Source organism: Geobacillus subterraneus (assembly GCF_001618685.1).
Taxonomy (GTDB): Bacteria; Bacillota; Bacilli; order Bacillales; family Anoxybacillaceae; genus Geobacillus; species Geobacillus subterraneus.
Genome location: NZ_CP014342.1, coordinates 1,939,371 through 1,964,389, shown reverse-complemented (window position 1 = coordinate 1,964,389; position 25,019 = coordinate 1,939,371). Strand labels below are relative to the sequence as shown.

Here is a 25,019-nt window from a genome sequence, read left to right as displayed (position 1 = left end):
AGTTGAAGCATATTGTATTTGTTGAGAGTAATCCAGGAAACGGGATTGAAGCTATAAGCATCGCAAAGGAACTTGGTTATAGCGTGACGTTTGTGACAGCAAATCTTGAACACTATATGAAGGGAAGGAGATTAGACGATCATCCATTACGGTACGCAGACCGTATCAAAGAATGTCCAACAAATGAGCCAGATGAATTATTGCAATACTTAAAGCAATTTAAAATGCAACACCCTTTTGACGGAATATTAAGCTTCAGTGAATTTTACGCACCAATTGTAGCTGAGGTTGCAAAAAGATTAGGTCTGCCTGCATGTAATCCTAAAGCTGTAAAGACAGCGCGTCTCAAACATATCACTAGACAGGTATGCTCCGAAAATGGAATTCCTGTCCCACGATGGGGAAGTGGAAATAGTTTGGAGGAAGCCTATTTTCTTGCTGAACAAATAGGCTATCCATGTGTGTTTAAACCAGTGGACAACACAGGAAGTAGAAACGTGAGAATTGTTTACAATAAATCCGAATTGGAAGAGATGTACGAAAAAAACAGACTAAACCTTGATAACAATCGTGGACTGAAGCGCTCGTCCGATTTTTTGATAGAGGAGTATTTGGAAGGTCACTTAGTTAGTGTCGAAACTTTCTCCATGAACGGTGATCACCACGTTTTAGGAATTACCGATCGAAAGCTAACGGGTTATCCTTATTTTGTAGAGGTAGGAGCAAGTTTTCCTGTTGAAATTAAAAATTCCAAAGAAATTACTAACTACGTAAGACATCTTCTTGGAACGATTGGATATGATTTCGGTCCGTGTCACACAGAACTCATTCTTACCAAGAGAGGTCCCTATCTTGTAGAGATAAATCCTAGATTAGCTGGTGGTATTGTCCCGCAACTGATTTATAAAGCGACGGGAATAGACCCTATTCGTGAAACTATCAAGATGTTTGTTGGTGAAAAACCTGATTTGACGCCAAAATGGAAAAAAGGTGCAAGTGTATATCATTTCACTGCACCAAAAACAGGGAAGATTTGCGTATTGAAAGGTATGGAATTAATTGAAGGTTGCCAGTTTGTCGAGAAATTTCAATGGAAAGTCAAAATAGGCGATCAGGTACGATATCCAACATCAAATGATGACTGGATAGGCGATTTAGTGGTTGTTGCAGACGATGCAACGGCTGCAAATAGAATTGTAGATCAATTATTAAATCAAATAGTAGTAGAAGTAAACGATCAGATTGGTGATGACTCTTTATGAATGAACTTATACGCGAAAGATTTGAGATATTGCGCCAACGACCGTTCCTATTTTACTTTATCGGTACGACAGTCTCGATGTTTGGTACGGGGATGCAGTTTATTGCTAATAGCTGGTTGGCAATAAAGTTAACCGGAGCAAGTTTTTCAGTTGCTGTTGTTCTTGTTTGTGCTGCTATTCCTGGTATCTTGTTGTCACCGTTTATCGGTGTATTTGTCGATCGATGGGACCGTAGGTTGCTATCAGTTTATATGGATCTTTTTCGAGCTGTTATTGTGCTTGCTATACCTATTTTTTGGTGGCTGGGACAGCTTCAACCATGGCATTTGTATGCGATGGCTTTTTTCGTTGCGCTGGGTGACCAAGTGTATAATCCTTCCACGATGGCACTGATTCGTGAGGTTATTCCAAAAGAAATGCTCCTTTCAGCGAACTCCTTCAGTTCGATCGCAAACCAAATCGGTGGATTGATTGGTGCAAGCGCGGCCGGATTGATCATTACTTACTCTTCTCCTATGGTCATCATGATCTTGAACGCCAGTACATTCATATTTTCGGCGTTCTGCTTGTTGGCTATGAGAAGAGAAGTGATAAGACCAGCCAGAATAACTGATAAAGGTGGAGCATGGACGAAATTTTGGGGTGAGTTGAACGATGGAATCACGTATATACGATTCCATCGAGAAATCATTCCTAAATATCTAATGGTTCTCCTGTTTATTGTGATTCTTCGCACCATTAATGTGATTATCGCCCCTTTTGCACTTAATGAATTAAAGGTTGGAACAAATGGATTCGGGTTTATCGATGCTTCCTTTGGTGTTGGAGCACTAATCGGGGGATTGGTTTTACCGATTGTCTCGCGTATATACGGGGATAAGCCATTAATGCATTTGGGTTTATTGTCTTTGGCGTTTAGCCTTATATTTTTTTCCTTGTCTCAAAATATGTGGATGGCAGTTCTGGGCTATTTTCTTATCGGTATCACTTTTCAAACGAGAATTATGTATTTAACTGAGGCTCTGAAAAGTACCGAACTTGATTATCAAGGAAGAGTTTATTCTACTTTTAATACCTTTTTTTCCGTCATATCACTTGTTGTATATATAGCAATGGGCTTCCTTGGGGAGATACTCAGTTATCGCTGGATCTATGCTGTGCAGGGAGGAATTGTAGCGATTATTTGGGTGTTTGCTTGCAAACCATATCAACGAAAAAATATTTCTACGGAGATTGATATAAATTAAAACGAAACAGCGAGATTTTACCTCGTGCTAGGGGTTCAACGTTTTGTGGGATGATGACTTCCAAAAAACTTCAACTCGATAGTCGTTTTTCACATAGGTTGTTATAGGCAAAAACTTAGTAAACAAGGGATCAGTGTGTTTCCAAAGATTGTGGCTCGTATGTTTTTGGAAAAGAAAAAATATAGAGTTTTGCAAAAGGAAGTGCAAAGAATTGCAACTTGACATGGAGTCTCTGTAGGCGTGACTATCAAGCCAAAAAGCCAGCAATATCAATGGTTGGCTTCGCCCAGCGAGGCTATCACGCCCACTTCTTCATGTAAAGTTGGCACAAATCCAATTCTCTGCAAATCTTTACACTTTTATTTTGTAATAAACAGGCTTTCGTCATGATCGAAGAAGGTTTGTGGTTGATACGGTACGGAAATATAAGGAAAAGATGAGCGTAATCTTCCCTACAACGTGTATGCGAACCTGATGAACCAATGCTTTCATATGACAGTTCCTAATGAAGTATGGTACGGCTGACATCCCCTTACATTCCTAAGAATAAAGTGTATCTCTATTAGCCGGTAATGAATTATGAGGAAATTGGAGTAATCCATTAGTGTGTATTTAATCGGGGGGATAATTTATGATATTTGTTTGTCAAAAACATATAAGAGAGGGATTAAAGTTACTTCACATTCCTCATGTACAAAAAACATATAGTCGTTGCAAGTGTTATTTTTGCGGAAATTTAGCATATTATGAACTGTATTATAATGACTTTGTTAGCAAAAAAATAATAAGCTGTAGATGAGCATTTTTCATTACAATAATTTCCATGGTTAGAGAGACAAACAGGGAACCCCTTAGGCGACATGGAGCTGTTTTTTGATCACATCAATGGGAATCTCTTGCTTCGCGGCGTTATAAATGAACTCGACGACGCTGTGGCCTTTCCGCGATCGAAGAAGCTCCAATCCGGTGGAGAGGTCTTGCTGGGATTCCGCTATGCTGTACACGCAGGCCAAGAGCACCACCGCCCAATACCGTTTCACCGCCCGAATGTGGCGGACGCGGTATCCATCCAGCTTCAGTTGATCTTTCGCCTGTCGGAAAAAGCATTCGATTGTCCAACGCTGGGCATAGTAACGCAAGATGTCTTCATCGCCTAGCTCCCGGTCGGTGCTCAAGACGCAATGGAGATGTTCCGGTGTCATCGGCTGATCCGCCTTCCAAGCCAGCAGCACCACCGCGTCATCGAGGCCATGGATCGCCCCCTCATAGCGATACACGCGGTAACGCTCCTTCCCCACCGTGACGAGGCGGGTGTCTTGGGGCTCGATATAGCGGGCGAACTGCTTCGCTTGGATCGCAATGCCTTTCGGATAAAGAATCCGGTTCGTCTTGAGCATCGCGATGACATGAAATCCCTTGCTCAAGCAGGCTTCGATGAGCTTTTTGGACGGGTACCACGAATCCATGAGCACATACACCGGCCGATCCGGTTCCACCTTGAGTGAGGAAAGCATCTCGATCGCCAGGTCGATTTTGCTCCTTCCCGCCTTCTTGTCATACAGGCGGAACGCAAATGGGAACGCCTGCGTGAAGGTGTGCACCATCAGCCAAACGAGCGAATGCCCCCAGACCGATTGATGATCTTTGTGAGAGAAATGCCAACCACACCCTTGAATGGCGTGTGCAGCCCGTGACGAAGGCTTCGTTTTTTGGCAAATGGTATCATCAATCGAAACAAAAAGGGGTTGATTCTCCCGTTTGGCGATTCGCTTGATGCGATGAAGGATCCATTGCTGGAGTTTGCGAAGCAACGTCTCTTCATCCCAAGGGCTTTTCGTGAAAAAATGGCTGAGCGTTGTTCGATGATTGGGATGAAAACTCCAGTGATGGAGATCCGTCAGCGTTCCCGAGAATCCCTTGGTGGTCAAGGCATCGACGATATGAACGAGATGCTTCAGAACCGGCTTCGAGAAATGCAATGCCAACCCCAATGCGAAGAAAAACTTGTGGATTCCTTGATGATGTGCTAATCTATTCATGAGACATGAACCTCCTTGTGAATGGTTGGTTAGCACATCTATTTTAACCAAGGAGTCGGGTTCATGTCTCCTTTTTTGTTTGGTTGTCAATTTATGTTAGTGAATTTGCTCATCTACAGTAATAAGAAGAAAGAGTGTGATTAGCAAATAAAATAAGTGTAATATTCAAAAATATCAAAAAATATTTCTTGGTTATATAAATTCAGATTAATTTTTCGACATAAGTATCTGTCCGATTACCTTGAAGTAATTTTTTTGGAAAGCCAGAGAAATACTCCAAGAACGAATATTGCGTGTAGCATGAGGTGTTGTGTAAGCAGGACTTCTGAAAAAAAGAAGGCGGAGTAAGACTCCGGCCTTCTTGACCACGTGACCACATTTTGACCACATTTTTAATAGAAATCAATGATTTTTGTTAGATTTTATAGATTGGATAAGCTTCGAAATTGGCTTAAAATCAATGATTAATAAACATAAGAATAATTTGATACAAATCAATAGATCACTGATGGGGTGATCGATGTCCACGATTTGCATATTTGGACGATCACCTCGGGGCTTGATTCGTTAAGCTGCCATTTGCTCATTGAGGAAGGATGCGATGGACAGGCGGTTTTGCAGCGGGCGATTGATTTGGTCGAAACGCGCTTTCACATTCGCCATGCGACGATTCAAATCGAAATGCCGCACATTCGTCATGGAGAGATGGAAGTGTGAGGGCGGGTCATCGATGACCGCGCCCTTCTGTTATTTGTTGGCGCCCGTCCAGTTGGTTTGCAACGTTTCAAGGAAAATGCGGACGCTTTGTTTGTTTTCCATAACCGGCGAATAAATATAAGAAAGCATCCGGTAAAACGGCGGGTGCTTCAGGCGAACGATGGACAGGTGGCCGTGCTCGATGTCGCGGGCGACGACGCTGCGCGACAACAAGGACAAGGCGTTGCCGTTGATTAACATTTCTTTAATGCCTTGGTTGCTGCTGATGATCATGAGCGATTTCACCTTTAATCCGTTTGAGCGGATGAAGTGGTTGAAGTATTCGCGTGTGCCGGAACCGATTTCGCGTGCTACCCATGCTTCATTTTGCAAATCGGTGATCGTCACTTCCTCTTTTTGTGCCAATTCGTGGCAGTTTGAAGCAACGATGACAAGTTCGTCCTGCATGAACGGGTGAACGGACAGTTCTTTTTCGTTCGTTTGTCCTTCGATCAAGCCGATATCCACTTGGTACGAGCGGACGAGTTCGACGATTTCTTTTGTGTTGCCGATCATCACCTCAAGTTCGAGTTCCGGGTAGCGCTGTTGGAAGTCGAGCAAAAACGGCGGCAAAATATACTCCCCGATCGTAAAGCTGGCGCCGATTTTTAATTCGCCTTTCACCGAGTGGTGATGCTCTAAAATGTCTTGTTTCGTCTGTTCATAAAGCGCCATCATTTGTTTGGCGCGGTCATACAGAAGTTCACCGGTTGGCGTCATGCGCAGCCGTTTCGGGGAACGGATGAACAGTTTGGTTTGAAACTCCTTTTCTAAATTTTTAATGTGCAAACTGACACTCGGCTGGGAGAGGTGGAGGATTTCAGCTGTTTTTGTGAAATTTTTCACTTCTGCCAACGTAATAAACGTTTTTAATTCGTCATAATACATACTCATTCCCCCCTGCCCGTGATGGCTTCATCCAAGCGTAGATATTGATTAGAAATATTAATAGTTTTAATAATTTATATTTATTTTACTAATGTTTTGTTTTGCGGTAAAGTGTAAATATGATATAACATTTAAAGCCTACTTGTTTTATAGGAATAATGGATGTTTGGCGGCCACACCGATAAAAGTTCAGAAAGAAATTCCGCCATCATTCTATTTTATATTGAGGGGTGGACACGTTGCAGCTGCAAGTCACTAACAGTCCGTTTAGTCAGGAGCAGATCGAGCTCCTGAACCGTTTGTTGCCGACGTTGACGCCGTCGCAAAAGCTGTGGCTGAGCGGGTATTTGGCCGCAGCCGAGACCGCGGTGAGCGTTCTCGATGCCGAGGCGCCGACGCTGTTTGCCGGGGGTGGCAAGCCGGTTTCGAAAGAAGTGACTGTTCTTTACGGTTCACAAACCGGCAACGCGCAAAAGTTGGCTGAAAAAGCCGGCAAGGCGCTCAAGGAGCGCGGATTCGAGGCGAAAGTGTCGTCCATGCTTGACTTTAAGCCGAATGAATTGAAGAAAGTCGAGACGCTGCTCATCGTCGTGAGCACGCATGGGGAAGGCGATCCGCCGGACAACGCGGTGTCGTTTTACGAATTTCTTCACAGCAAGCGGGCGCCAAAACTGGATCATCTCCGTTTCTCCGTCCTCGCGCTCGGCGATACGTCGTACGAGCATTTTTGCCAGACGGGGAAAGATTTCGATAAGCGGTTGGAGGAGCTTGGCGGAACGCGGTTTTATCCACGCGTCGATTGCGATGTCGATTACGAGGAAGCAGCGGCGAAATGGCTCGATGGCGTGCTTGGCGAGTTGAGCAAACAAGCCAATGCCAACGGTGGAACAACTCCGCTCTTGTCGGCTGTGGCTGCGGCGCCGAAAGCTGAGCCTGCCGTCGTCTATTCGCGGAAAAACCCGTTCCTAGCTGAGGTGTTGGAAAACATTAACTTAAACGGCCGCGGATCGAATAAAGAAACGCGCCATCTCGAATTGTCGCTCGAAGGATCGGGTTTGAAATATGAGCCGGGCGATGCGCTTGGCATTTTCCCGAAAAACGATCCAGAGCTTGTTGACCTTGTCATCCAAGAAATGAAATGGAACCCGGAAGAAACAGTGACGATTGACAAGGACGGAGAAGTGCGGTCGCTGAAAGAAGCGCTCACGTCCCATTTTGAAATCACCGTTTTGACGAAAGCACTGCTGCAAAAACTGGCGCCGTTATCGAAAAACAGCGCGCTTCAAGAGCTTGTTGCTCCGGGCAATGAGGCGAAATTAAAAGAATACGCCAAAGGCCGCGACTTGCTCGATGCCCTGCGCGATTTTGGCTCGTGGGACGCTGCGCCGCAACAAGTCATTTCCATTTTGCGAAAAATGCCGCCGCGCCTGTATTCGATCGCGAGCAGCTTAGCTGCGTATCCGGACGAGGTGCATTTGACGATCGGTGCGGTTCGTTATGAGTCTTACGGCCGCCTGCGCAAAGGGGTGTGCTCGACGTTTTGCGCCGAGCGCATTCACATCGGTGATACGCTCCCGGTCTTTATTCAACCGAATCCGAACTTCAAGCTGCCGAAAGATCCGTCGACGCCGATCATTATGGTCGGACCGGGCACGGGGGTGGCGCCGTTCCGCGCCTTTATGCAAGAGCGCGAGGCGACAGGAGCGAACGGAAAATCATGGCTTTTCTTTGGCGACCAGCATTTTGTGACTGACTTCCTGTATCAAACGGAATGGCTCGCCTGGCTGAAAAGCGGTGTGCTGACAAGAATGGATGTCGCTTTCTCGCGCGATACGGAGAAAAAAGTATACGTCCAGCACCGGATGCTTGAACGAAGCAAAGAGCTGTTCGGCTGGCTCGAGGAAGGCGCCGTCGTCTACATTTGCGGCGACAAGCAGCACATGGCGCGCGACGTCCACCAGACGCTCATTGATCTTATTGAAAAAGAAGGCGGCATGAGCCGCGAACAAGCAGAAGCGTATTTGACGGAAATGCAAAAACAAAAACGGTACCAACGCGACGTCTATTAATCTCTAAAGAAGGAGTGGAATCGGAAATGGCGAAAGTCGTGTTAAAAGCGCCGGACGGACCGCCAAGCGATGTCGAGCGCATTAAACAGGAAAGCCATTACTTGCGCGGCACGCTCGCCGAAACGATGGAAGACCCGATCAGCGGCGGCATCCCGGATGATGACAACCGGCTGATGAAGTTTCACGGCAGCTACTTGCAAGACGACCGTGATGTCCGCACCGAGCGGCAAAAACAAAAATTGGAGCCGGCGTACCAGTTCATGATTCGCGTCCGCACACCGGGCGGGGTGGCGACGCCGGAGCAGTGGCTTGTCATGGACGAAATCGCCCGCAAGTACGCGAACGGCACGTTAAAATTAACGACGCGCCAAGCGTTCCAATTGCACGGCGTCCTGAAATGGAACGTGAAAAAAACGATGCAAGCCATTAACGGCGCGCTCATGACAACGCTCGCTGCCTGCGGTGACGTCAACCGGAACGTCATGTGCAATCCGAACCCATACCAGTCGGAAGTGCATGCGGAAGTGTATGAATGGGCGAAACTGTTAAGCGACCATTTGTTGCCGCGGACACGGGCGTATTATGAAATTTGGCTGGATGAAGAAAAAGTAGCTGGCACGCCGCAAGTCGACGGCGAGGAAGAACCGATTTACGGTCCGACGTACTTGCCGCGGAAATTTAAAATCGGTATCGCCGTCCCGCCGTCCAATGATGTCGATGTATTCTCACAAGATATCGGGTTGATCGCCATCGTGGAAGACGGCAAGCTCGCCGGATTTAACGTCGCCATCGGCGGGGGCATGGGGATGACCCACGGCGACAAAACGACGTACCCGCAGCTTGCTAAAGTGATCGGCTTCTGCACGCCGGATCAAGTCGTTGAGGTGGCGGAAAAAATTATGACCGTTCAGCGCGACTATGGCAACCGCTCGTCGCGCAAAAACGCCCGCTTCAAATACACGATCGACCGGCTTGGCCTTGAAGTCGTGAAAGAGGAAATTGAACGCCGCCTCGGTTGGAAGCTCGGCGAAGCGCGCCCGTACCATTTCGAGCATAACGGCGACCGTTACGGCTGGGTCGAAGGCGTCAACGGAACGTGGCATTTCACACTGTTTGTCGAAGGCGGCCGCGTCAAAGACTACGACGATTACAAGCTGATGACTGGCCTGCGCGAAATCGCCAACGTTCATACCGGCGATTTCCGGCTGACAGCAAACCAAAACTTAGTGATCGCCAACGTCACGAGCGAGAAAAAACCGGAAATCGAGGCGCTGATCGCCAAGTACGGCCTGACCGACGGACGTCGGTACACCGCCTTGCGCCGCAACGCGCTCGCCTGTGTCGCGCTGCCGACATGCGGCCTCGCGATGGCGGAAGCGGAGCGGTACTTGCCGAAACTGCTCGATAAAATCGAGGAAATCATCGATGAAAACGGCTTGCGCGACGAAGAAATCACGATCCGCATGACGGGCTGTCCGAACGGCTGCGCCCGCCATGTGCTTGCCGAAATTGCCTTTGTCGGCAAAGCGGTCGGCAAATACAACATGTACCTCGGCGCCGCCTTCAACGGCACGCGCCTTGGCAAACTGTACCGCGAAAACATCGGCGAAGAAGACATTTTGCGCGAACTGCGCGTCCTTTTGTCCCGCTATGCCAAAGAGCGGCTTGACGGCGAACATTTCGGCGACTTCGTCATCCGCGCCGGCATCGTTAAAGAAGTGACGGATGGGACGAATTTTCACGATTAAACTGATGCGGTTTCATTCGAACCGGTCTCTCTTGTGTTGGGGAGGCCGGTTTTTTGTCGCTTCTCTGTCAAGATGGTAAATGCCATTGAATGAATCTGAATTTAAAAAACAAGTGTTAGCGAAGATCAAACAGCTGAAAATCGGCAACGAACTGGAAGAAGGCGTGTGGATGGGGCCATGTGCCAGCCAAAAGCAATTAGAGACGGTTCTTTCTTATATCGAAAAAGGGATCGAAGAGGGAGCGACATTGCTTTGTGGCGGCCGCCGCTTGGACGACGGGGAGTTGGCCAACGGATTTTATGTGGAGCCGACGGTGCTTGAAAATGTATCCCCAAACACGACGATCGCCCGCGAGGAAATTTTCGGACCGGTGCTCGCCTTAATCAAAGTGGACACGTTTGAAGAAGCGATAGCTTTAGCCAATGACACGCCGTTTGGCCTCAGCGCCTCGATTTTCACCCGAAATATTGGAAAAAATGTTAACGTTTATCCAAGATATTGAAGCCGGGCTCGTGCGGATTAACGAAGAAAGCGCTGGCGTCGAGCTTCAGGCGCCATTTGGCGGCATGAAGCAATCGAGCTCCCATTCGCGGGAACAAGGACGGGCGGCCATTGAATTTTTCACTGCCATCAAAACCGTCTTTGTCAAAGGGTAAGAAAGCAGCCAAAGGGGTCTCCATGCAGCGGGGCCCTTTTTTATATAGGCAGGAGGAGAATGCTTTGTTTCTCTTGAAGAAAGCAGCCTTTCAGAACAGCTGTTTTTTGCTTTACAGAAAAGTGAAGGATCATTTGTGCGACATTGTGAAAGGAGAGATCGTTCGCTACGAGCTTCCTAACATTGCAGCGCTGCAGTTTGTTTGCCACAACGCACTCGATGGTGGTGTCACCACTTCGCTGGCCCTTGATCCGCACGGCAAAACGTTAAGCTATGCTCTGCTGACGATGCAGATCGATCTGGCCAATGGCATATAGCAAGGGGGAATGTCATTCTCTATCTCAATCCTATATCATGCTCTGTGAGCGATCAGGCAGGCCGAGGTGGGCCTGCCTGTTTTCGTGGTGAGGAGCATTCGAAATGAGAAAAAAATGAGAAAATGAAAAAAACCATCAAATATATTGACAATGATAATTTTTATCAATTAGAATAAATCTGTGTTGGTGATAATGATTATCTATTTCAAAATAATTTGTCGACGTATTGGTTTCTACATGCTTAGTTGAGAGGTAGAAAAATGGGAGCTAAGAAGCCAAGCGTGGTTGAATGCTTCGGCGAGAGGTTGGACAACAGAAAGAAAAAGGATACATAGTCAAATCGCGCTCGGTTGTCGCTTCATTTAGTTTTTATGGAACGGTTGGACGGATGGGATGAGCGCAGATAAAAGAAGACAAACGGTAGGATGAGGACGATGAAAAAATGGGTGTTGTTGCTTTTTGGATTATCGCTTCTTTCCTTATTTGTCGGGGTACATGATTTATCGCCCCGTGAGCTGTGGGAGAGGGATCGTGATGCGTGGGAAATTTTCTTGATCAGCCGGCTGCCGCGGCTCGTCAGCATCATCATCGCTGGGGCGAGCGTCAGCATTTGCGGCTTAATTATGCAACAGCTTAGCCAAAACAAGTTCGTGTCGCCGACGACGGCAGGAACGATGGACTGGGCTCGGCTTGGGCTATTAGTGTCCATGATTTTGTTCGCTTCGGCTGCGCCCATCGTCAAGGCCGCTGTTGCTGTTTTGTTTGCATTTGTTGGAACACTGTTGTTCATGACGGTGTTAGATCGTGTCAAATATAAAGATTCGGTGTTTATTCCGCTTGTCGGTCTCATGTTTGGGAATATCGTCGGCTCGGTGACAACGTTTTTGGCGTATAAATATGATTTGATCCAATCGCTGTCCGCTTGGCTACAAGGCGATTTTTCGGTTATGATGCAAGGACGCTATGAGATGTTATACATTAGCGTCCCGCTTATGGTGGTCGCTTACGCGTATGCCAATCGGTTTACCATCGCAGGCATGGGAGAAGAGATGGCCACGAATTTAGGGCTTCGTTACCGATCGATTGTGTATACAGGACTGATCATTGTTGCGATCATTTCATCGATTGAAGTGTTGACGGTCGGCTCTCTGCCGTTTTTAGGGTTGATCATTCCGAATATTGTGTCAATGTATTATGGCGATCATTTACGCAAAGTATTACCGGTAACTGCGCTTGCTGGGGCGTTGTTCGTACTTGTTTGCGATTTGCTCGGTCGGATTGTCATTTATCCATATGAGATTCCGATCGGCTTAACAGTAGGGGTGATCGGGAGCGGCATCTTTTTATATTTGCTTATAAGGAGAACGAAGCAATATGTCTAACCGGATGAAAACAGCAGTGCTCGTTGTACTGGCCTTAGCTTTTATTGCGTTGTTCTTGCTTACTGAGCTGCGCGGCAACATTGAATATATTTTACGCTCCCGCGGTGAAAAAGTGACGGCGATGGTGCTCGTTGGCTGGGCGGGAGCGATTTCAACCGTTTTGTTTCAAACGATAACGAACAACCGGATTTTAACGCCAAGCATTATTGGACTTGATTCTGTGTACATGTTAATTCAGACAGCGATTGTGTTTTTGTTCGGGTCGACGACATTGACGATGATGAACGATACGGTGCATTTTCTCCTTTCCGCTGGGAGCATGATTGGCTTTTCGATTCTTCTCTATTCTTTCCTCTTTCGGCGGGAAGGGCAGACGGTGTATTTCATCCTGCTTGCCGGGATGATTCTGGGGACGTTTTTTCAAAGTGTGACATCGTTTATGCAATATTTGATTGACCCGAATGAATTTTCGATTATCCAAGACCGAATGTTTGCTAGTTTCAACAATATGAAAACCGAGTTGCTTTGGCCGGCTGGCATTGTCATTGTGATTGCTATATGGTACACATACCGGCATCTTCCCGAGCTCGACGTATTGTCACTCGGAAAAGATCACGCGATTAACTTAGGCGTCTCCTATGAGACGGTTGTCAAGCGGATGTTGATGATTATCGCCGTGCTCGTTTCCGTATCGACGGCGCTTGTTGGACCAGTCATGTTTTTCGGGTTGATTGTTGCGAACGTCGCTTACGCGTTTTTTCAAACGTATGAACATCGGTATTTGTTCGTAGGGGCGGCGTTGTTTGGTGTTATCGCTCTTGTCAGTGGTCAATGGGTAGTTGAGCGGGTGTTCACGTTTTCGACGACATTGTCCGTCATTATCAATATGGTAGGTGGAGCATATTTCCTATATCTGTTGTTAAAGGAGCGAAAAGCATGGTAGAAGTAAAAGAAGTATCGAAACGATACGGCGGAAAAAAAGTCGTTGATCAAGTGTCGCTTTCGATTCCCCGGCGTCAATTGACATCGCTGATTGGTCCGAATGGAGCGGGAAAAAGCACATTGCTTTCCATCATGAGCCGCCTCATTCCAAAAGATAGCGGTGAAGTATGGATCGATGGAAAAGAAATCAGCCATTATCGGACAGAGGAACTAGCGAAAAAGATTTCGATTTTAAAGCAGTCAAACCATATTGCCGCTCGTCTGACAGTGAAGGAACTCGTTTCATTCGGCCGATTTCCGTACTCGCGCGGCCGACTGACGCGCCAAGATAACGAATATGTGCGCGAAGCCATTCACTACATGGAGCTTAATGACCTACAGCACCGCTATCTCGACGAATTGAGCGGCGGACAGCGGCAGCGGGCGTATATTGCCATGGTGCTTGCGCAAGATACGGATTACATCTTTTTAGATGAGCCGCTAAACAATTTAGATATGAAACATTCGGTGCAAATGATGAAAGTGTTGCGCAACTTAGTGGATCAGCTGGATAAGACGATTGTTATCGTCATGCATGATATCAATTTCGCTTCCTGTTATTCCGATTACATCGTTGCCTTAAAGGATGGAAAAGTCGTTTCCGAAGGCGATGTATCCACCATGATGCGCAGCCAAGTACTGCGTGGCATTTACGATATGGATGTTCATATCCAAACGATTGAGAACAGACGCATTTGTGTATATTTTTAAGACCAGTCATTGCAATGGCGCGAATATGGCTAGAAGACTTATTCGGACGAGATGTAGCTTGTGTGATCCATAACGTGGCGGACTGTGCGCCCGTTTCATTGTCGGCATGACGTGCATGGTTTTCAACAAGGCTGGTGAAAAACAACGATCACTCCTAGCTGACGTTAGATCGCGTGAAATGAGAAGCCGATGCCGCAAAGTTTCTCCATTTGAGAAACAAGGCAGTAAAGCGACTTGCTCCTTTCATCACCGGCCTTCTAGATTCTTATGGTTGATTCAGCTTTTGCATTTGCTTAGGCAAGATTGGGCGCCCCTGGCTAAGCAGGAGAAAAAGCTGTCAACATATTGATTATGTCGATCATCATACAAATGGGGGGAAAAGCTGATGAAAAAGCGGTGGTTATCGGTTGTTGTTGCCTTGCTTCTTGTTGTATTAGCGGCTTGCGGAAACGGCAACAGTGAAAAGGCAAGCGGCAATACGAGCAATAACAACAACGAGGAAAAAACAGTTCAAGTCGAAGAGATCACTGTCAGTCATGAACTTGGCGAGGTGAAAGTGAAGAAAAATCCAGAAAAAGTCGTTGTGTTTGATTTTGGCGTGCTCGATACACTTGATCGCTTAGGGGTAAACGTGACGGGCTTGCCGCAAATGAACGTGCCATCGTATTTGGAAAAATATAAAAGCGGTGGCTATGAAAACGTCGGGAGTTTACAGGAACCGGACTTTGAAAAATTAAGTGAAATTCAGCCGGATGTCATCTTTATTTCCGGACGTCAAGCCAAGCTGTATGATAAGTTGAGCGAAATTGCACCGACGGTGTACATGGCTGTTGATACGAAAAACTATCTTGATTCTTTTTCCAGTAACATGAGATTATTGGGGCAAATCTTTGATAAGAAAGACGAAGTCGCTGCAGAATTGGAGAATATCCAAAAACAAATTGACTCCGTAAAAGCGAAAGCAGGCGACAAAAAAGCGTTGATCATTTTAACGACCGGTGGGAAAGTGAGTGCATATGGAAAAGGGTCACGCTTTGGGATTATCCATGATGTGCTTGGCGTCCAGGCCGTTGACCCGAATTTAAAAGCGGATACACCGCACGGGCAAAACGTGTCGTTTGAATACATTGCCGAGCAAAATCCGGATTACTTGTTTGTCATTGACCGTGACGCCGTTGTCGAAGGAAAACCGACAGCGAAACAAACGATTGAAAACGCGCTCGTGAAAAAGACGAAGGCATATCAAAACGGCCATATTGTGTACTTGGACCCGAATTATTGGTATTTGTCGGGGGGCGGTCTGACATCGGTATCAGAAATGATCAAACAAGTAGAAGAAGGATTGAAATGAGGAACAGGCGGGCTTAGACGGCCCGCCTGTATTCATAAAATGACCTGTTTTATTTTATAGATGTCCCGTTCGTGTTCGATGACTTTGTTTGAGAGGAAGGCGATATCAAGCTTTGCGTTGTTCAGCTCGTCGGTGAATGATTGGACATGGGCGTCAACCTTTTTCTCTAAGGAGTCGAGCCTTTGATGGATGGAAGAGACTTCACCGTGAAGTTTATGCACGTCCATGGCGAGGGCTTCAAGTGCAGCGTCGGTTTCATCCTGGCGGTGAAGCAGGGCAGACATCAAGTCATACAGCTCTTTTTGGCCGGCTTTGATATGGGCTTGTTCTTCTTCCAACCGCTTTTGGCCTTCAAGGAGAGCTTGCTGGATGAGTCGGAATTCTTCTTGTTCTTTCCGCATTTCTTGCTGTTCTCTTCGGATCTCCTGCTGTTCTTTTCGCATTTCTTGCTGTTCTCTTCGGATCTCCTGCTGTTCTTTTCGCATTTCTTGCTGTTCTCTTCGGATCTCCTGCTGCTCTTTGCGCATTTCTTGCTGTTCTCTTCGGATCTCCTGCTGTTCTTTTCGCATTTCTTGCTGTTCTCTTCGGATCTCCTGCTGCTCTTTCCGCATTTCCTGTTGTTCTCTTCGGATCTCCTGCTGTTCTTTTCGCATTTCTTGCTGTTCTCTTCGGATCTCCTGCTGCTCTTTCCGCATTTCCTGTTGTTCTCTTCGGATCTCCTGCTGCTCTTTCCGTATTTCTTGCTGTTCTCTTCGGATCTCCTGCTGCTCTTTTCGCATTTCTTGTTGTTCCGCTTCCAGCCGTTTGTGGCTTTCGACGAGGAGATGCAACGTGTTTTCGATATGACCGAGCCGGTCGAACAGTTGCAAGAGGATCTCTTCGCTCATGTTGGCCCCTCTTTCATCTTAATTTCCTTCATTATAGCACATATGTTCTTGTTAGACAAGCAGGAATGGTGTATATAGGAAAGCGTACAAACATATGATACAATGGATAAACAAACTGACAAATCTCAGTGCGGGCATCGGCCAGTACGTTTTAGAAAGGGATCGATGTATGCTTTACGTTTCTCCTGCCAAAATCGCAAGCTATTTTTATCATGAGTGCGAGCGGAATTTTTATTTTCAGTCGTTGGCGAAAGAGCGGCGCGGCGAGCTCGATGTGCCGGAAGAGCTGTTTGAGCGGCCCGCGGTGCATCAGAGCGTGCTGCGCCGAGGGGTTGAGTGGGAAGAGGAAGTGATTACGACCTATTTGGCCGGCCAAGTGCAGATGGGGAAGCGAGAGCCTGGCGCACCGATTTCCCACTGCTATTTGGATGGCGAGGAAACGATCCGCGAGTTGAAGCGGCCGAGCAAGCGATATTTGTATCAGCCGACATTGATCGCGCCGCCGCGCTTTTACGAACGGTACGGGTTGGATCGGGACGACATCCATTTTGCGGCGTGCCGCCCGGATTTGATTGAGTGCATACCGGGACAAAACGGCTTTGTGTTTCGCATCATCGACATCAAATCATCAGACGTGTTGAAGCTTTCCCACCGCGTGCAAACGGCGTTGTACGCCTTGATTTTGTCTTCCGTTTTAGAGGAGCACGGCATTAGGGGCAATGTGGATTGGCGCGAAGCGGGGGTATGGACGTACAAAACCGAGCAGCCGCAAGCAGCGGATATCAGCCAGTTGCTCCCGTATCTCGAACAGTTTTTGGCTGGCGAACTGACGGCGCTGGCTGGGAAGCAACTTGATGAGCTGTTTTGGCATTTGGATTATCGCTGTGAATGGTGCCCGTTCTATGATTACTGTTTCGACAAAGCGCGGAAACAGTCGCATATTTCCCTCGTTCCGTACTTATCGAACTACACGTCCCGCTTCATCCGTGAGCGGCAGCTGCCTGAGACGATCGGTGAGTTTCGCCAATTTCTTGAACGTCAAGAAAACAGGCATGTGCTGAAACAAAACGCCGGGCTGGCGCGCCAACTTCGGCGGCTTGAAGCGCAGCTTGAGGCGATTGCGGAGGAAAAGGTCGTTCCGTATGACCAGGCGGTGACGCATATGCCGATATGGGAAGACATCCGTCTGATTCTCACCGCGCAACGCGATCCGTTGACGGGGAAGATTGCGGCGGCATCGTTGTACCGTGTTGGTGGAACAGATGTGTTTGGAACGGGATCAGAAATGCATCATGTTATCGCCGGTTCGTTTGAGGAATGCGACGAGGTTGGCCGAAAGCTGGCCGATGCGCTGGACCGCCTGCTTCATACGGTGCACGATTACAACCGAGAGCGAGAGTGGCGGGCGCAAAAGTCCGTGCAGGCGTATGTCGTCGACAACTATGAATGGGACAATGTGCAACAGTTGCTTCAAGAGCTTTTGTTCGATCCAGAATATCAAGAAAAAGCCGTTCGGTTGCTGTCTTATTTTCATAGCAGCTCATTAGCAAGTGCCAGCGACCACCCAAGCGAAATGGTTCCGCTTCCTGTCGTTGTCCTGACAACGGCCGTGAGCCAGCTGTTCGCCTTGCCGGCGCATGTCGCGTACCGTCTTGAAGACTTGTCGCGATATATTGCGGCCTACAATGATTCGCCGTTTCTGTACTCGGCGAGTGAGCGTTTTTCATTTCGTTTGACAAACGCCATGAAACTGGATGTGCTGCACGACGCCTGGCAAACGGGGGACGAGGAAAAACGAAAAGCGGTCGAGAAGGAGCTAAGCCGGCGTCTTTGGGCCGCTCACAGCATCATTCAAGGAATCCGTGCGTGGGCCGAGAGCGTCGATCCTTCGCCACTTATGGTCTGGCCGGAAAAATTTGCTTTTCCCGATCTGGCTGATTACCGTGATCCGCTTGTGTCCAAGCTGGCGTTTATGGCGCGCTACGAGGCGCTATTAAACTACTTGGAAATTCGCCGAAGCCGCCTGCTCCCGCTTTCGGAGCGGCTTGAGAACGGAGTGACGCTTCATGTCACGTACCTTGGCGGCGATCGGTTCCGATTGAACAACCGCCAGGCGCTTGAAGCGATCGATCAAAGGGCGAGCTGGCTTTTGACGGAGTGCAATGAGGAAGGGGAAAAGGCGCAACAGGCGTTTCCAGATTATAAGTATTCCAGCGAATGGAAGCCGCCCCAATGGGCCAATTTGTACTTTACCCGCATTCGCGCCATCGAAGATGATGGCAAGACAGCTGAACTCGAGCTCGAGTTGCCCAAATGGCTCGACCGGTTCCCGCTTGTGGAAGGAGAGGAGTATCGGCTGTCGATCCGGCATGCCGATTTTACCACCCGGCGCGTCTTGCAGGCGTTGCAACAGTTGGATCAGGAAAATCATCGCATCTTGGACTTGATTCGCGATCCGATTCGCTATCGGAAAACGTTTCGTCCCAACTGGGATGTAGAGGAGGTGAAGGCGCTCCTCCGCCAAAGCGGGCTGACGAAAAGCCAGCGCCAGGCGTTTCTCCACTTTCTCCGCCATACGTTGACACTCGTCTGGGGGCCGCCTGGCACTGGAAAAACGCACTTTATCGCCGCCGCTCTTCAGTTGCTTATGGCGATTTACGAACATCAGGGGCGGAGGCTTGCCATTCTCATCTCCGGCTTCACTCACGCGGCGATCGAAAACGTTCTGCGCAAAATTCAGGAGCTTGCGCCGCGGCGCAGCGTCCATATCGCGAAACTTGGTGAGATTCAGACGGAAAACGCCAAAGGAATCGCCGAGGTGGCGGACCGTGACCTTCTCGGATGGTTTGGCAGCGGCGGCCATCGGGTGCTTGGCGCCACGCTGTACGGCATTCAAAGGGCATACGAAAAAGGCTATATAGAAGGGTTTGACGTCGTCGTCCTTGATGAGGCGTCGCAAGTCCGCGTGGCCGATTCACTGTTGGCGTTACGCCATGTCAAAAAAGCAGGCAGGCTGCTTATCGTCGGCGACCATTTCCAGCTGCCGCCGATCATTCAAGGGACGTATGCGGCCGGCGAAGGGGAGCCGCACTTGTTCGACTCGATTTTCCGCCTGTTGTTTGACGCCGATGTCGAGAAGCGGTATACCCGCCAATTGACGGACAATTTCCGTATGAATGAGGCGCTTTGCCGCTACCCGGCCGATCGGATTTATGGACGTGACTATACGGCGTTCACCCGCCAAATTGCCGAACAAACGCTGGCGCTCGTCGACGCTCCAACTGCCGATGAATGGGTGGAAGCGGCGATCGATCCTGACTATCCGCTTGTCGTCTGCACGTATGACGGCGTGTACGGTGCGCAAGAAAACGAGGCGGAAGCGCGTTGGGTGGCGAGTGTAACGAAAACGCTTCGGGAGCGGCTGCTTGATGACGACGGAAAACGATATCACGATACGCCAGACGGCGACAAGGCGTTTTGGCGCCGCGGCTTGTTTATCATCTCACCGCACCGGGCGCAGATCCGCGCCATCCGCCGTGCGCTTGAACGCGAAGGGCTGCGCTCGCCGTTTTTCGTCGATACGGTCGACAAAATGCAGGGGCAAGAGGCAGAAGCGGCGATCATCAGCTACGGCGTCGCCGACCCGGAACTGGCCGCGATGGAAGGGGAGTTCATCTACAGCCTCAACCGATTGAACGTCTCGCTCACACGCGCGCGAAAAAAGACGATTCTTTTCCTTTCCCGCCATCTGCTGTCCCCCTCGCTGCACGTGTTAGATAACGACGAGTATCGCGAAGGGGTCAACTTTATGTTGAGTCTTGAGCACTATGCATCAAAGCACGGAGAAGCCCGAACGTTCGTTGTTGACGGTGCCGTCTTGCACATGTATCGAGTCGGTTGCCGCGTGTTCGATCAGGTGGCTTCCCGCAGCCAGTAAGGAAAAGGGAATAGCGCAGCCGCTGACTGCTCGAGCTGCCATGCCGCCTTCCCCGCCCAACCGTTTGGATCGCTCCCGCGCATTTTGCGCGGTGCACGATCCAAAAACGGTGAAAAAACGGGGGAGGTGTGCATGGCAGTTTTTCTTTCGCGAAACGAAACATGACCTTGATTTATCAAAAGTTTGGACAGTTGACGTTTTTAGTCAATCATACAAGTTGACATAACCACATTTTATTTTTCGAGGGGGTGGAAGGGGTGTGCAAAATGGCCTCTTGCCGCCTTAGAAAATCAATGGTAAAATGAAGGTGCTCTTGAAAGAGGAAGGCCTCGTTTAGAGGATTGAAACATTCTTCCATTTCTTCTTTAGTGTAATTCTCAATATCTTGAAAGAGGAAAGCCTCGTTTAGAGGATTCTACCCCCCGCTTCCGTTCGCAGGAGGCGGGGGTGTTTTTCGGCTAGAAATGGAGGCAGGAAAACCGTTTGCCATGGCGAAATAATGGAAACACGAGCACTTTTTCGCGGACAAGAAACGCCGCAGCAAGGCGGCGTGGGGGAGGGGCGTGCGATGGCAAACGGCGGCAGGAGAGCGAAAAAAGCAACAAGCGCGAGGCTGGAGCTGGTTAAGGAGCTTTTTCCGGAGGCGGTGGCGGGCGAGGCGATTGACTGGGAGCGGCTGAAAAAGGCGCTTGGCTGCCAGGCGGAGGACGAAGTGTATGAGTTTACGTGGCCAGGAAAAGCGGAGGCGAAGCGGTTGGCGGAGATGCCCGCCACGGGAGTGCTGCGGCCCGACCGGGCGGCAAGCAAGCGGTGGGAAACGACGAACAACTGGTATATTGAAGGAGACAATTTGGAAGCGTTAAAGCTTTTGCGCTCCTCGCATGAAGGAAAAGTGCAGATGATTTACATTGATCCGCCTTACAATACAGGAAAAGCGTTGATGTACAAAGACAATTGGCGCAAGCGAAAACGCGCCGCTTCAGGTTTAGGGCGGGAAGAGGCGCTTGCCCATGCCGGCTGGCTCAACATGATGTACCCGCGCCTTTGGGCGGCGAAGGCGTTGTTGGCTGAAACAGGGGCGATCTTTATTTCTATTGATGATACGGAACAGGCGAATTTGAAAAAAATGTGCGATGAAATTTTCGGCGAGCGCAATTTTGTCGCGACGTTCATTTGGCAGCGGGCGTTTTCGCCGGTGAACATGAACAAGTTCGCCTCGCGCAATCATGATTTCATTTTATGTTATGCGAAAGATATCGACCGCCTCGCTTGGTACGGCTTGCCGCGCCATCCGGAAGCGGATGGGCGGTATGCCAACCCGGACAATGACCCGCGCGGACCGTGGACGTCCGGCGATTTGTCGGTCGGTCCGCCCATTCCGGAAAAAGTTTATGACATCGTGACCCCGGGCGGCCGGGTCGTTCCCCCGCCGAATGGGTATTGCTGGCGGGTGACGAAAGAGCGCTTTGCCGAATTGGCGGCGGACAACCGCATTTGGTTTGGCAAGGACGGAAACGGGGTGCCGCGCCTGAAGCGGTTTTTGCACGAGGTGAAACCGACGATGACACCGCTCACGATCTGGACGCATGACGAGGTGTCCCATTCGCAGGAGGCGAAAAAGGAGCTGAAGGAGCTGTTTGGTGGGGTGGCGGTGATGGATTACCCGAAGCCGGTTAAGCTGATTCAGCGTATGATCGCACTGACGACGAAGAACGATGATGTCATCCTCGACTTTTTTTCCGGTTCGGCGACGACCGCCCATGCGGTCATGCAGCAAAACGCCGAAGACGGGGGACGGCGGTCGTTCATCATGGTGCAGCTTCCTGAACGGCTGGCGGAAACGTCAGCGGCATATCAAGCCGGATTGCGGACGATTTGCGACATCGGCCGTGAGCGCATCCGGCGCGCGGGGGAGAAACTCGTACGGGACACAGGGAAGACGGAGCTCGATATCGGCTTTAAAGTGTTTCAAATTGAACGGAAATCAAACTAGCCCGCTCGCTAGGCGAACGGGCTGGTTCCTTTTCTAAACAGTTTTGCAGCGTGTTCTCGCCCTTAGTTCGGCCGCGGTCATGGGAGTGCATTTCCAGCCGGACTGGACGCGGCTTTCCCTATGGGTGCTGTCTTTATGGGCAACGGCTACAAGGATGCCGCGCGATGACGGTTGACAAACACGTCATATTCAGCGGCAATCGTTTCTTTCAGCTCGGTTAACGACGGAATGCCGCCGGTAAACGTGTACGTATCAAGACAAAGAAGCGAATATTCATCGCCCGGGTCGAACAAAAGGGTGACGACTTCTTCGGTTCCGGCGTCCACTTGCCGGACGGCGTCGCCGCCTTTTGGTTCAATGAGCACGTTTTGGTACGTTTCGCGGATGATGTAGTAACCTTCCTGCAATTGCTCGGCAAATAAATGTTCCATGTCCATCAGTTCGTGGACAATCATGGTTTAGGCCTCCTAGTTTGTGAAATTATTCTCAATGTCAGTATACAACGTGGGATCATCCATGTATATAGGGATCGGTGGAAGTTTGAAAAGTTGTCACTTTTGGATGTCCGTGTGGACGTGGTTGCGGGCGGGCAGAGGAAACAGGCTGTTCAAAAGGAATAGCGCCCCTCGATGATGGGCGCTATTCTCGTTCAGCCATAATGAACGCTACTCTTTTATAGTCGTCGATGCCGTCGGCCGATAATTTGGATGAAGATGGCGCCGGACAAAGAGGAAGTAGCAAACGATGACGACGGCGGTAATGAGCAGCGTTAGCAGCAACTGTGAAACCATTGATTCAATGAACAGCATCGAGGCGAGGATGACGAGCAAGACGAGAATTGTAAAATACGTTAAATATGGAAACAGCCACATTTTGATCTTCAAGTCGGTGCTGTTTTCGCGTTCAAGCTTTTGCCGCAGGCGCAATTGTGAGATGGCAATCACTAAATAGACGAGCAGCGCGATCGCTCCGGAAGAGTTGACCAGAAAGAGAAACACTTTATCAGGCGAAACGTAGTTCATGATGACGGCGATGTAGCCAAACAGCGTGCTGGCGATGACCGCCCGGACCGGAACGCCGTTTTTGCTGAGCCGTAAAAATGATTTTGGCGCCTCTCCTTTCTCAGCGAGAGAGTAAAGCATACGCGACGTTGTGTACAGTCCGGAATTGAGGCAGGACAAAACGGCAGTCAATACGATAAAGTTCATGATTTGGGCGGCCGCAGGGACGCCGACATGTTCTAACACGGCAACAAACGGGCTTTTCAAGACGCTTGCCGAGTTCCACGGCAGCAATGTGACGACAACGGCAATCGATCCGATATAGAAGACTAAAATTCGCCATGTCACCGATTTCGTCGCCTTCGACACCGCTTCTTGCGGCTCGGCTGATTCTCCGGCGGCGATCGTGACGATTTCTGTCCCGAAGAACGAGAAAATGACGATGACGATTCCGACAAGGATCGAACCGATGCCATGCGGCATAAATCCGCCGTGGCCGGTTAAGTTTTTCAGCCCAATCGGTTCGCTGCCCGGAGCAAGGCCGAAGATGAACGCTAAGCCAAGAATGAGGAAAAGCACGATGCTCGCCACTTTGATGAAGGCGAACCAATATTCAAACTCCCCGTAAGATTTCACGGACCAAACGTTTGTAAGCGTCATCAAAATGGTGAGAACAAGGCTAAGGAGCCATAACGGAATGGAAGGAAACCAATATTGGATGATCGCCGCTCCCGCATTCGCTTCAATCGCAATGACAATCACCCAAAAGAACCAGTACAGCCACCCAACCGTGAATCCTGCCCACGGGCCGATCGCTTCATGGGCGTAAGCGGCAAACGATCCGCTCGTCGGACGGGCCGCCGCCATTTCCCCAAGCATCCGCATGACAAGCACGACGAGCGCACCTGCTAGAGCGTAAGAAACAATGGCCCCCGGTCCTGTCGAGTGGATAACAGCTCCGCTTCCAACAAACAACCCGGCGCCGATGACTCCGGCGATGGCGATCATCGCCATATGGCGTTCTTTCAATCCTTTTTGCAGACCGGAATGATTCATCTGCATTCCCCCTTCGGAATAGTAGTTTGAATTGGTGGAATAGTCCGATTATATAATTATTTTTAGTGTATATGGAAGAGCCGTCCCCCACATTAGACAAAGTGCCAACAAAAAACAAAGGACGATTGGACAATTTGTCAATAGACGTTGCCATTTTAGAAGGAGTTTGGTCGTAAAGTTGCGAATATTCTTAACAAGGATGAAACAGAGGGGAGAGGGAAGGATGGAGTACAGCTTTCCTCTGACAGTCGCTGATGTATTAAAGAGAAACTATTTCCAAAAAGCGGTTGTTGTCGCTGGAAAAGAAGGGCTGTCAAGGCCAGTCAAGTGGGTGCATGTCGTCGAGGTCACAAAAATCAGCAACTTGCTGCGCGGCAAAGAGCTCATTTTGTCTACCGGTGTCGGGTGGCGGGAAGATGACGCATTGTTTTTATCGCTGCTTCGGCAGTTGATTGAATGTGACGCTTCGGGGCTATGCATCGAATTGGGAACGTACGCCTCCTCGATCCCAAAGGAGGCATTAGAGCTGGCTGACCGCCACCATTTCCCGCTCATTCTTTTTCTTGAGGAAGTTCCTTTCGTCGAGATTACCCATGACATTCACACGTATTTGATTAATCAGCAATATCAAATGATCTCCCAGCTTGAGTCGTATTCTCAAGAGTTGAATAAAAAGCTGCTGACGGTTCATCATTATCGGGAGATTTTAACGTTTTTGCACAGCTGCCTAGATGGGAGG

Annotated in this window: 16 protein-coding genes and 3 pseudogenes; 14 read left to right on the top strand and 5 right to left on the bottom strand. The window is 49.1% G+C overall.

The window, feature by feature from the left end; genetic code table 11:
* Window positions 1-2: 2 nt before the first annotated feature.
* Window positions 3-1,262, top strand: a complete 1,260-nt coding sequence (locus tag GS3922_RS09585) for an ATP-grasp domain-containing protein (protein WP_063166167.1) — start codon at window positions 3-5, stop codon at window positions 1,260-1,262.
* Entirely contained in the window at window positions 1,259-2,509 is a 1,251-nt protein-coding gene (locus tag GS3922_RS09580; RefSeq protein ID WP_063166166.1) for an MFS transporter, read from the top strand. Before GS3922_RS09585 ends, GS3922_RS09580 begins: the two co-directional genes overlap by 4 nt.
* A gap of 851 nt (window positions 2,510-3,360) precedes the next feature.
* On the opposite strand, the gene GS3922_RS09575 is transcribed toward GS3922_RS09580, so the two are convergent.
* On the bottom strand, window positions 3,361-4,548 hold the full coding sequence (locus GS3922_RS09575; protein ID WP_063166165.1) for an IS701 family transposase: 1,188 nt from the start codon (window positions 4,546-4,548) through the stop codon (window positions 3,361-3,363).
* Window positions 4,549-5,055: 507 nt separating this feature from the next.
* Here GS3922_RS09575 and GS3922_RS09570 point away from each other — a divergent pair.
* Window positions 5,056-5,265, top strand: a pseudogene (locus GS3922_RS09570) (cation transporter dimerization domain-containing protein); the annotation flags it as partial.
* A 30-nt stretch (window positions 5,266-5,295) separates the two neighbouring features.
* Here GS3922_RS09570 and GS3922_RS09565 read toward each other — a convergent pair.
* Window positions 5,296-6,192 carry a LysR family transcriptional regulator gene (locus GS3922_RS09565; RefSeq protein WP_063166163.1) on the bottom strand — a complete coding sequence of 299 codons (897 nt, stop codon included), beginning with the start codon at window positions 6,190-6,192 and terminating at the stop codon, window positions 5,296-5,298.
* A gap of 239 nt (window positions 6,193-6,431) precedes the next feature.
* On the opposite strand from GS3922_RS09565, the gene GS3922_RS09560 reads away from it, so the two are divergent.
* The 8 genes and pseudogenes from GS3922_RS09560 to GS3922_RS09525 all read left to right on the top strand — a co-directional run bounded on the left by GS3922_RS09560 (window position 6,432) and on the right by GS3922_RS09525 (window position 15,406).
* Complete coding sequence (locus tag GS3922_RS09560) at window positions 6,432-8,261, top strand: assimilatory sulfite reductase (NADPH) flavoprotein subunit (RefSeq protein WP_063166162.1); 1,830 nt, start codon at window positions 6,432-6,434, stop codon at window positions 8,259-8,261.
* 26 nt (window positions 8,262-8,287) lie between these two features.
* Complete coding sequence (cysI, locus tag GS3922_RS09555; protein ID WP_063166161.1) at window positions 8,288-10,009, top strand: assimilatory sulfite reductase (NADPH) hemoprotein subunit; 1,722 nt, start codon at window positions 8,288-8,290, stop codon at window positions 10,007-10,009.
* Between the two features lie 100 nt (window positions 10,010-10,109).
* A pseudogene (locus GS3922_RS09550) lies at window positions 10,110-10,665 on the top strand (aldehyde dehydrogenase family protein); the annotation flags it as partial.
* The gene (locus tag GS3922_RS18165) at window positions 10,622-10,981 is read left to right on the top strand and encodes an AtuA-related protein (RefSeq protein ID WP_225995646.1); all 360 of its coding nucleotides are present in this window, start codon (window positions 10,622-10,624) and stop codon (window positions 10,979-10,981) included. The pseudogene GS3922_RS09550 and the gene GS3922_RS18165, both read left to right, overlap by 44 nt.
* 434 nt (window positions 10,982-11,415) lie before the next feature.
* A complete protein-coding gene (locus GS3922_RS09540; RefSeq protein ID WP_063166160.1) occupies window positions 11,416-12,363 on the top strand; it encodes an ABC transporter permease in 948 nt (315 codons plus the stop codon).
* Window positions 12,356-13,306 (top strand): iron chelate uptake ABC transporter family permease subunit, encoded by a 951-nt coding sequence (locus GS3922_RS09535; protein WP_063166159.1) that lies wholly within the window; start codon window positions 12,356-12,358, stop codon window positions 13,304-13,306. Before GS3922_RS09540 ends, GS3922_RS09535 begins: the two co-directional genes overlap by 8 nt.
* Window positions 13,300-14,055, top strand: coding sequence for an iron ABC transporter ATP-binding protein (locus tag GS3922_RS09530; RefSeq protein WP_063166158.1), 756 nt, complete (start codon window positions 13,300-13,302; stop codon window positions 14,053-14,055). Before GS3922_RS09535 ends, GS3922_RS09530 begins: the two co-directional genes overlap by 7 nt.
* Window positions 14,056-14,440: 385 nt before the next feature.
* Complete coding sequence (locus GS3922_RS09525; protein ID WP_063166157.1) at window positions 14,441-15,406, top strand: siderophore ABC transporter substrate-binding protein; 966 nt, start codon at window positions 14,441-14,443, stop codon at window positions 15,404-15,406.
* Between the two features lie 32 nt (window positions 15,407-15,438).
* Here GS3922_RS09525 and GS3922_RS09520 read toward each other — a convergent pair whose 3' ends face one another.
* Window positions 15,439-16,059: a hypothetical protein gene (locus tag GS3922_RS09520; protein ID WP_413229274.1), complete on the bottom strand. Its 621-nt coding sequence runs from the start codon at window positions 16,057-16,059 to the stop codon at window positions 15,439-15,441.
* Window positions 16,060-16,462: 403 nt separating this feature from the next.
* Here GS3922_RS09520 and GS3922_RS09515 point away from each other — a divergent pair, with 403 nt between their 5' ends.
* Both GS3922_RS09515 and GS3922_RS09510 read left to right on the top strand, forming a co-directional pair.
* A complete protein-coding gene (locus GS3922_RS09515; RefSeq protein WP_063166156.1) occupies window positions 16,463-20,230 on the top strand; it encodes a bifunctional RecB family nuclease/DEAD/DEAH box helicase in 3,768 nt (1,255 codons plus the stop codon).
* A 568-nt stretch (window positions 20,231-20,798) separates the two neighbouring features.
* Entirely contained in the window at window positions 20,799-22,223 is a 1,425-nt protein-coding gene (locus tag GS3922_RS09510) for a site-specific DNA-methyltransferase (RefSeq protein WP_063167366.1), read from the top strand.
* A 146-nt stretch (window positions 22,224-22,369) separates the two neighbouring features.
* On the opposite strand, the gene GS3922_RS09505 is transcribed toward GS3922_RS09510, so the two are convergent.
* Together GS3922_RS09505 and gabP are read right to left on the bottom strand one after the other, a co-directional pair.
* A complete protein-coding gene (locus GS3922_RS09505) occupies window positions 22,370-22,678 on the bottom strand; it encodes a hypothetical protein (RefSeq protein WP_063166155.1) in 309 nt (102 codons plus the stop codon).
* 210 nt (window positions 22,679-22,888) lie between these two features.
* The gene (gene gabP, locus GS3922_RS09500) at window positions 22,889-24,286 is read right to left on the bottom strand and encodes a GABA permease (RefSeq protein ID WP_172796427.1); all 1,398 of its coding nucleotides are present in this window, start codon (window positions 24,284-24,286) and stop codon (window positions 22,889-22,891) included.
* A gap of 217 nt (window positions 24,287-24,503) precedes the next feature.
* Between gabP and GS3922_RS09495 the strand changes: the two are divergent.
* Window positions 24,504-25,010: pseudogene (locus GS3922_RS09495) on the top strand (PucR family transcriptional regulator ligand-binding domain-containing protein); the annotation flags it as partial.
* Between the last annotated feature and the right edge of the window lie 9 nt (window positions 25,011-25,019).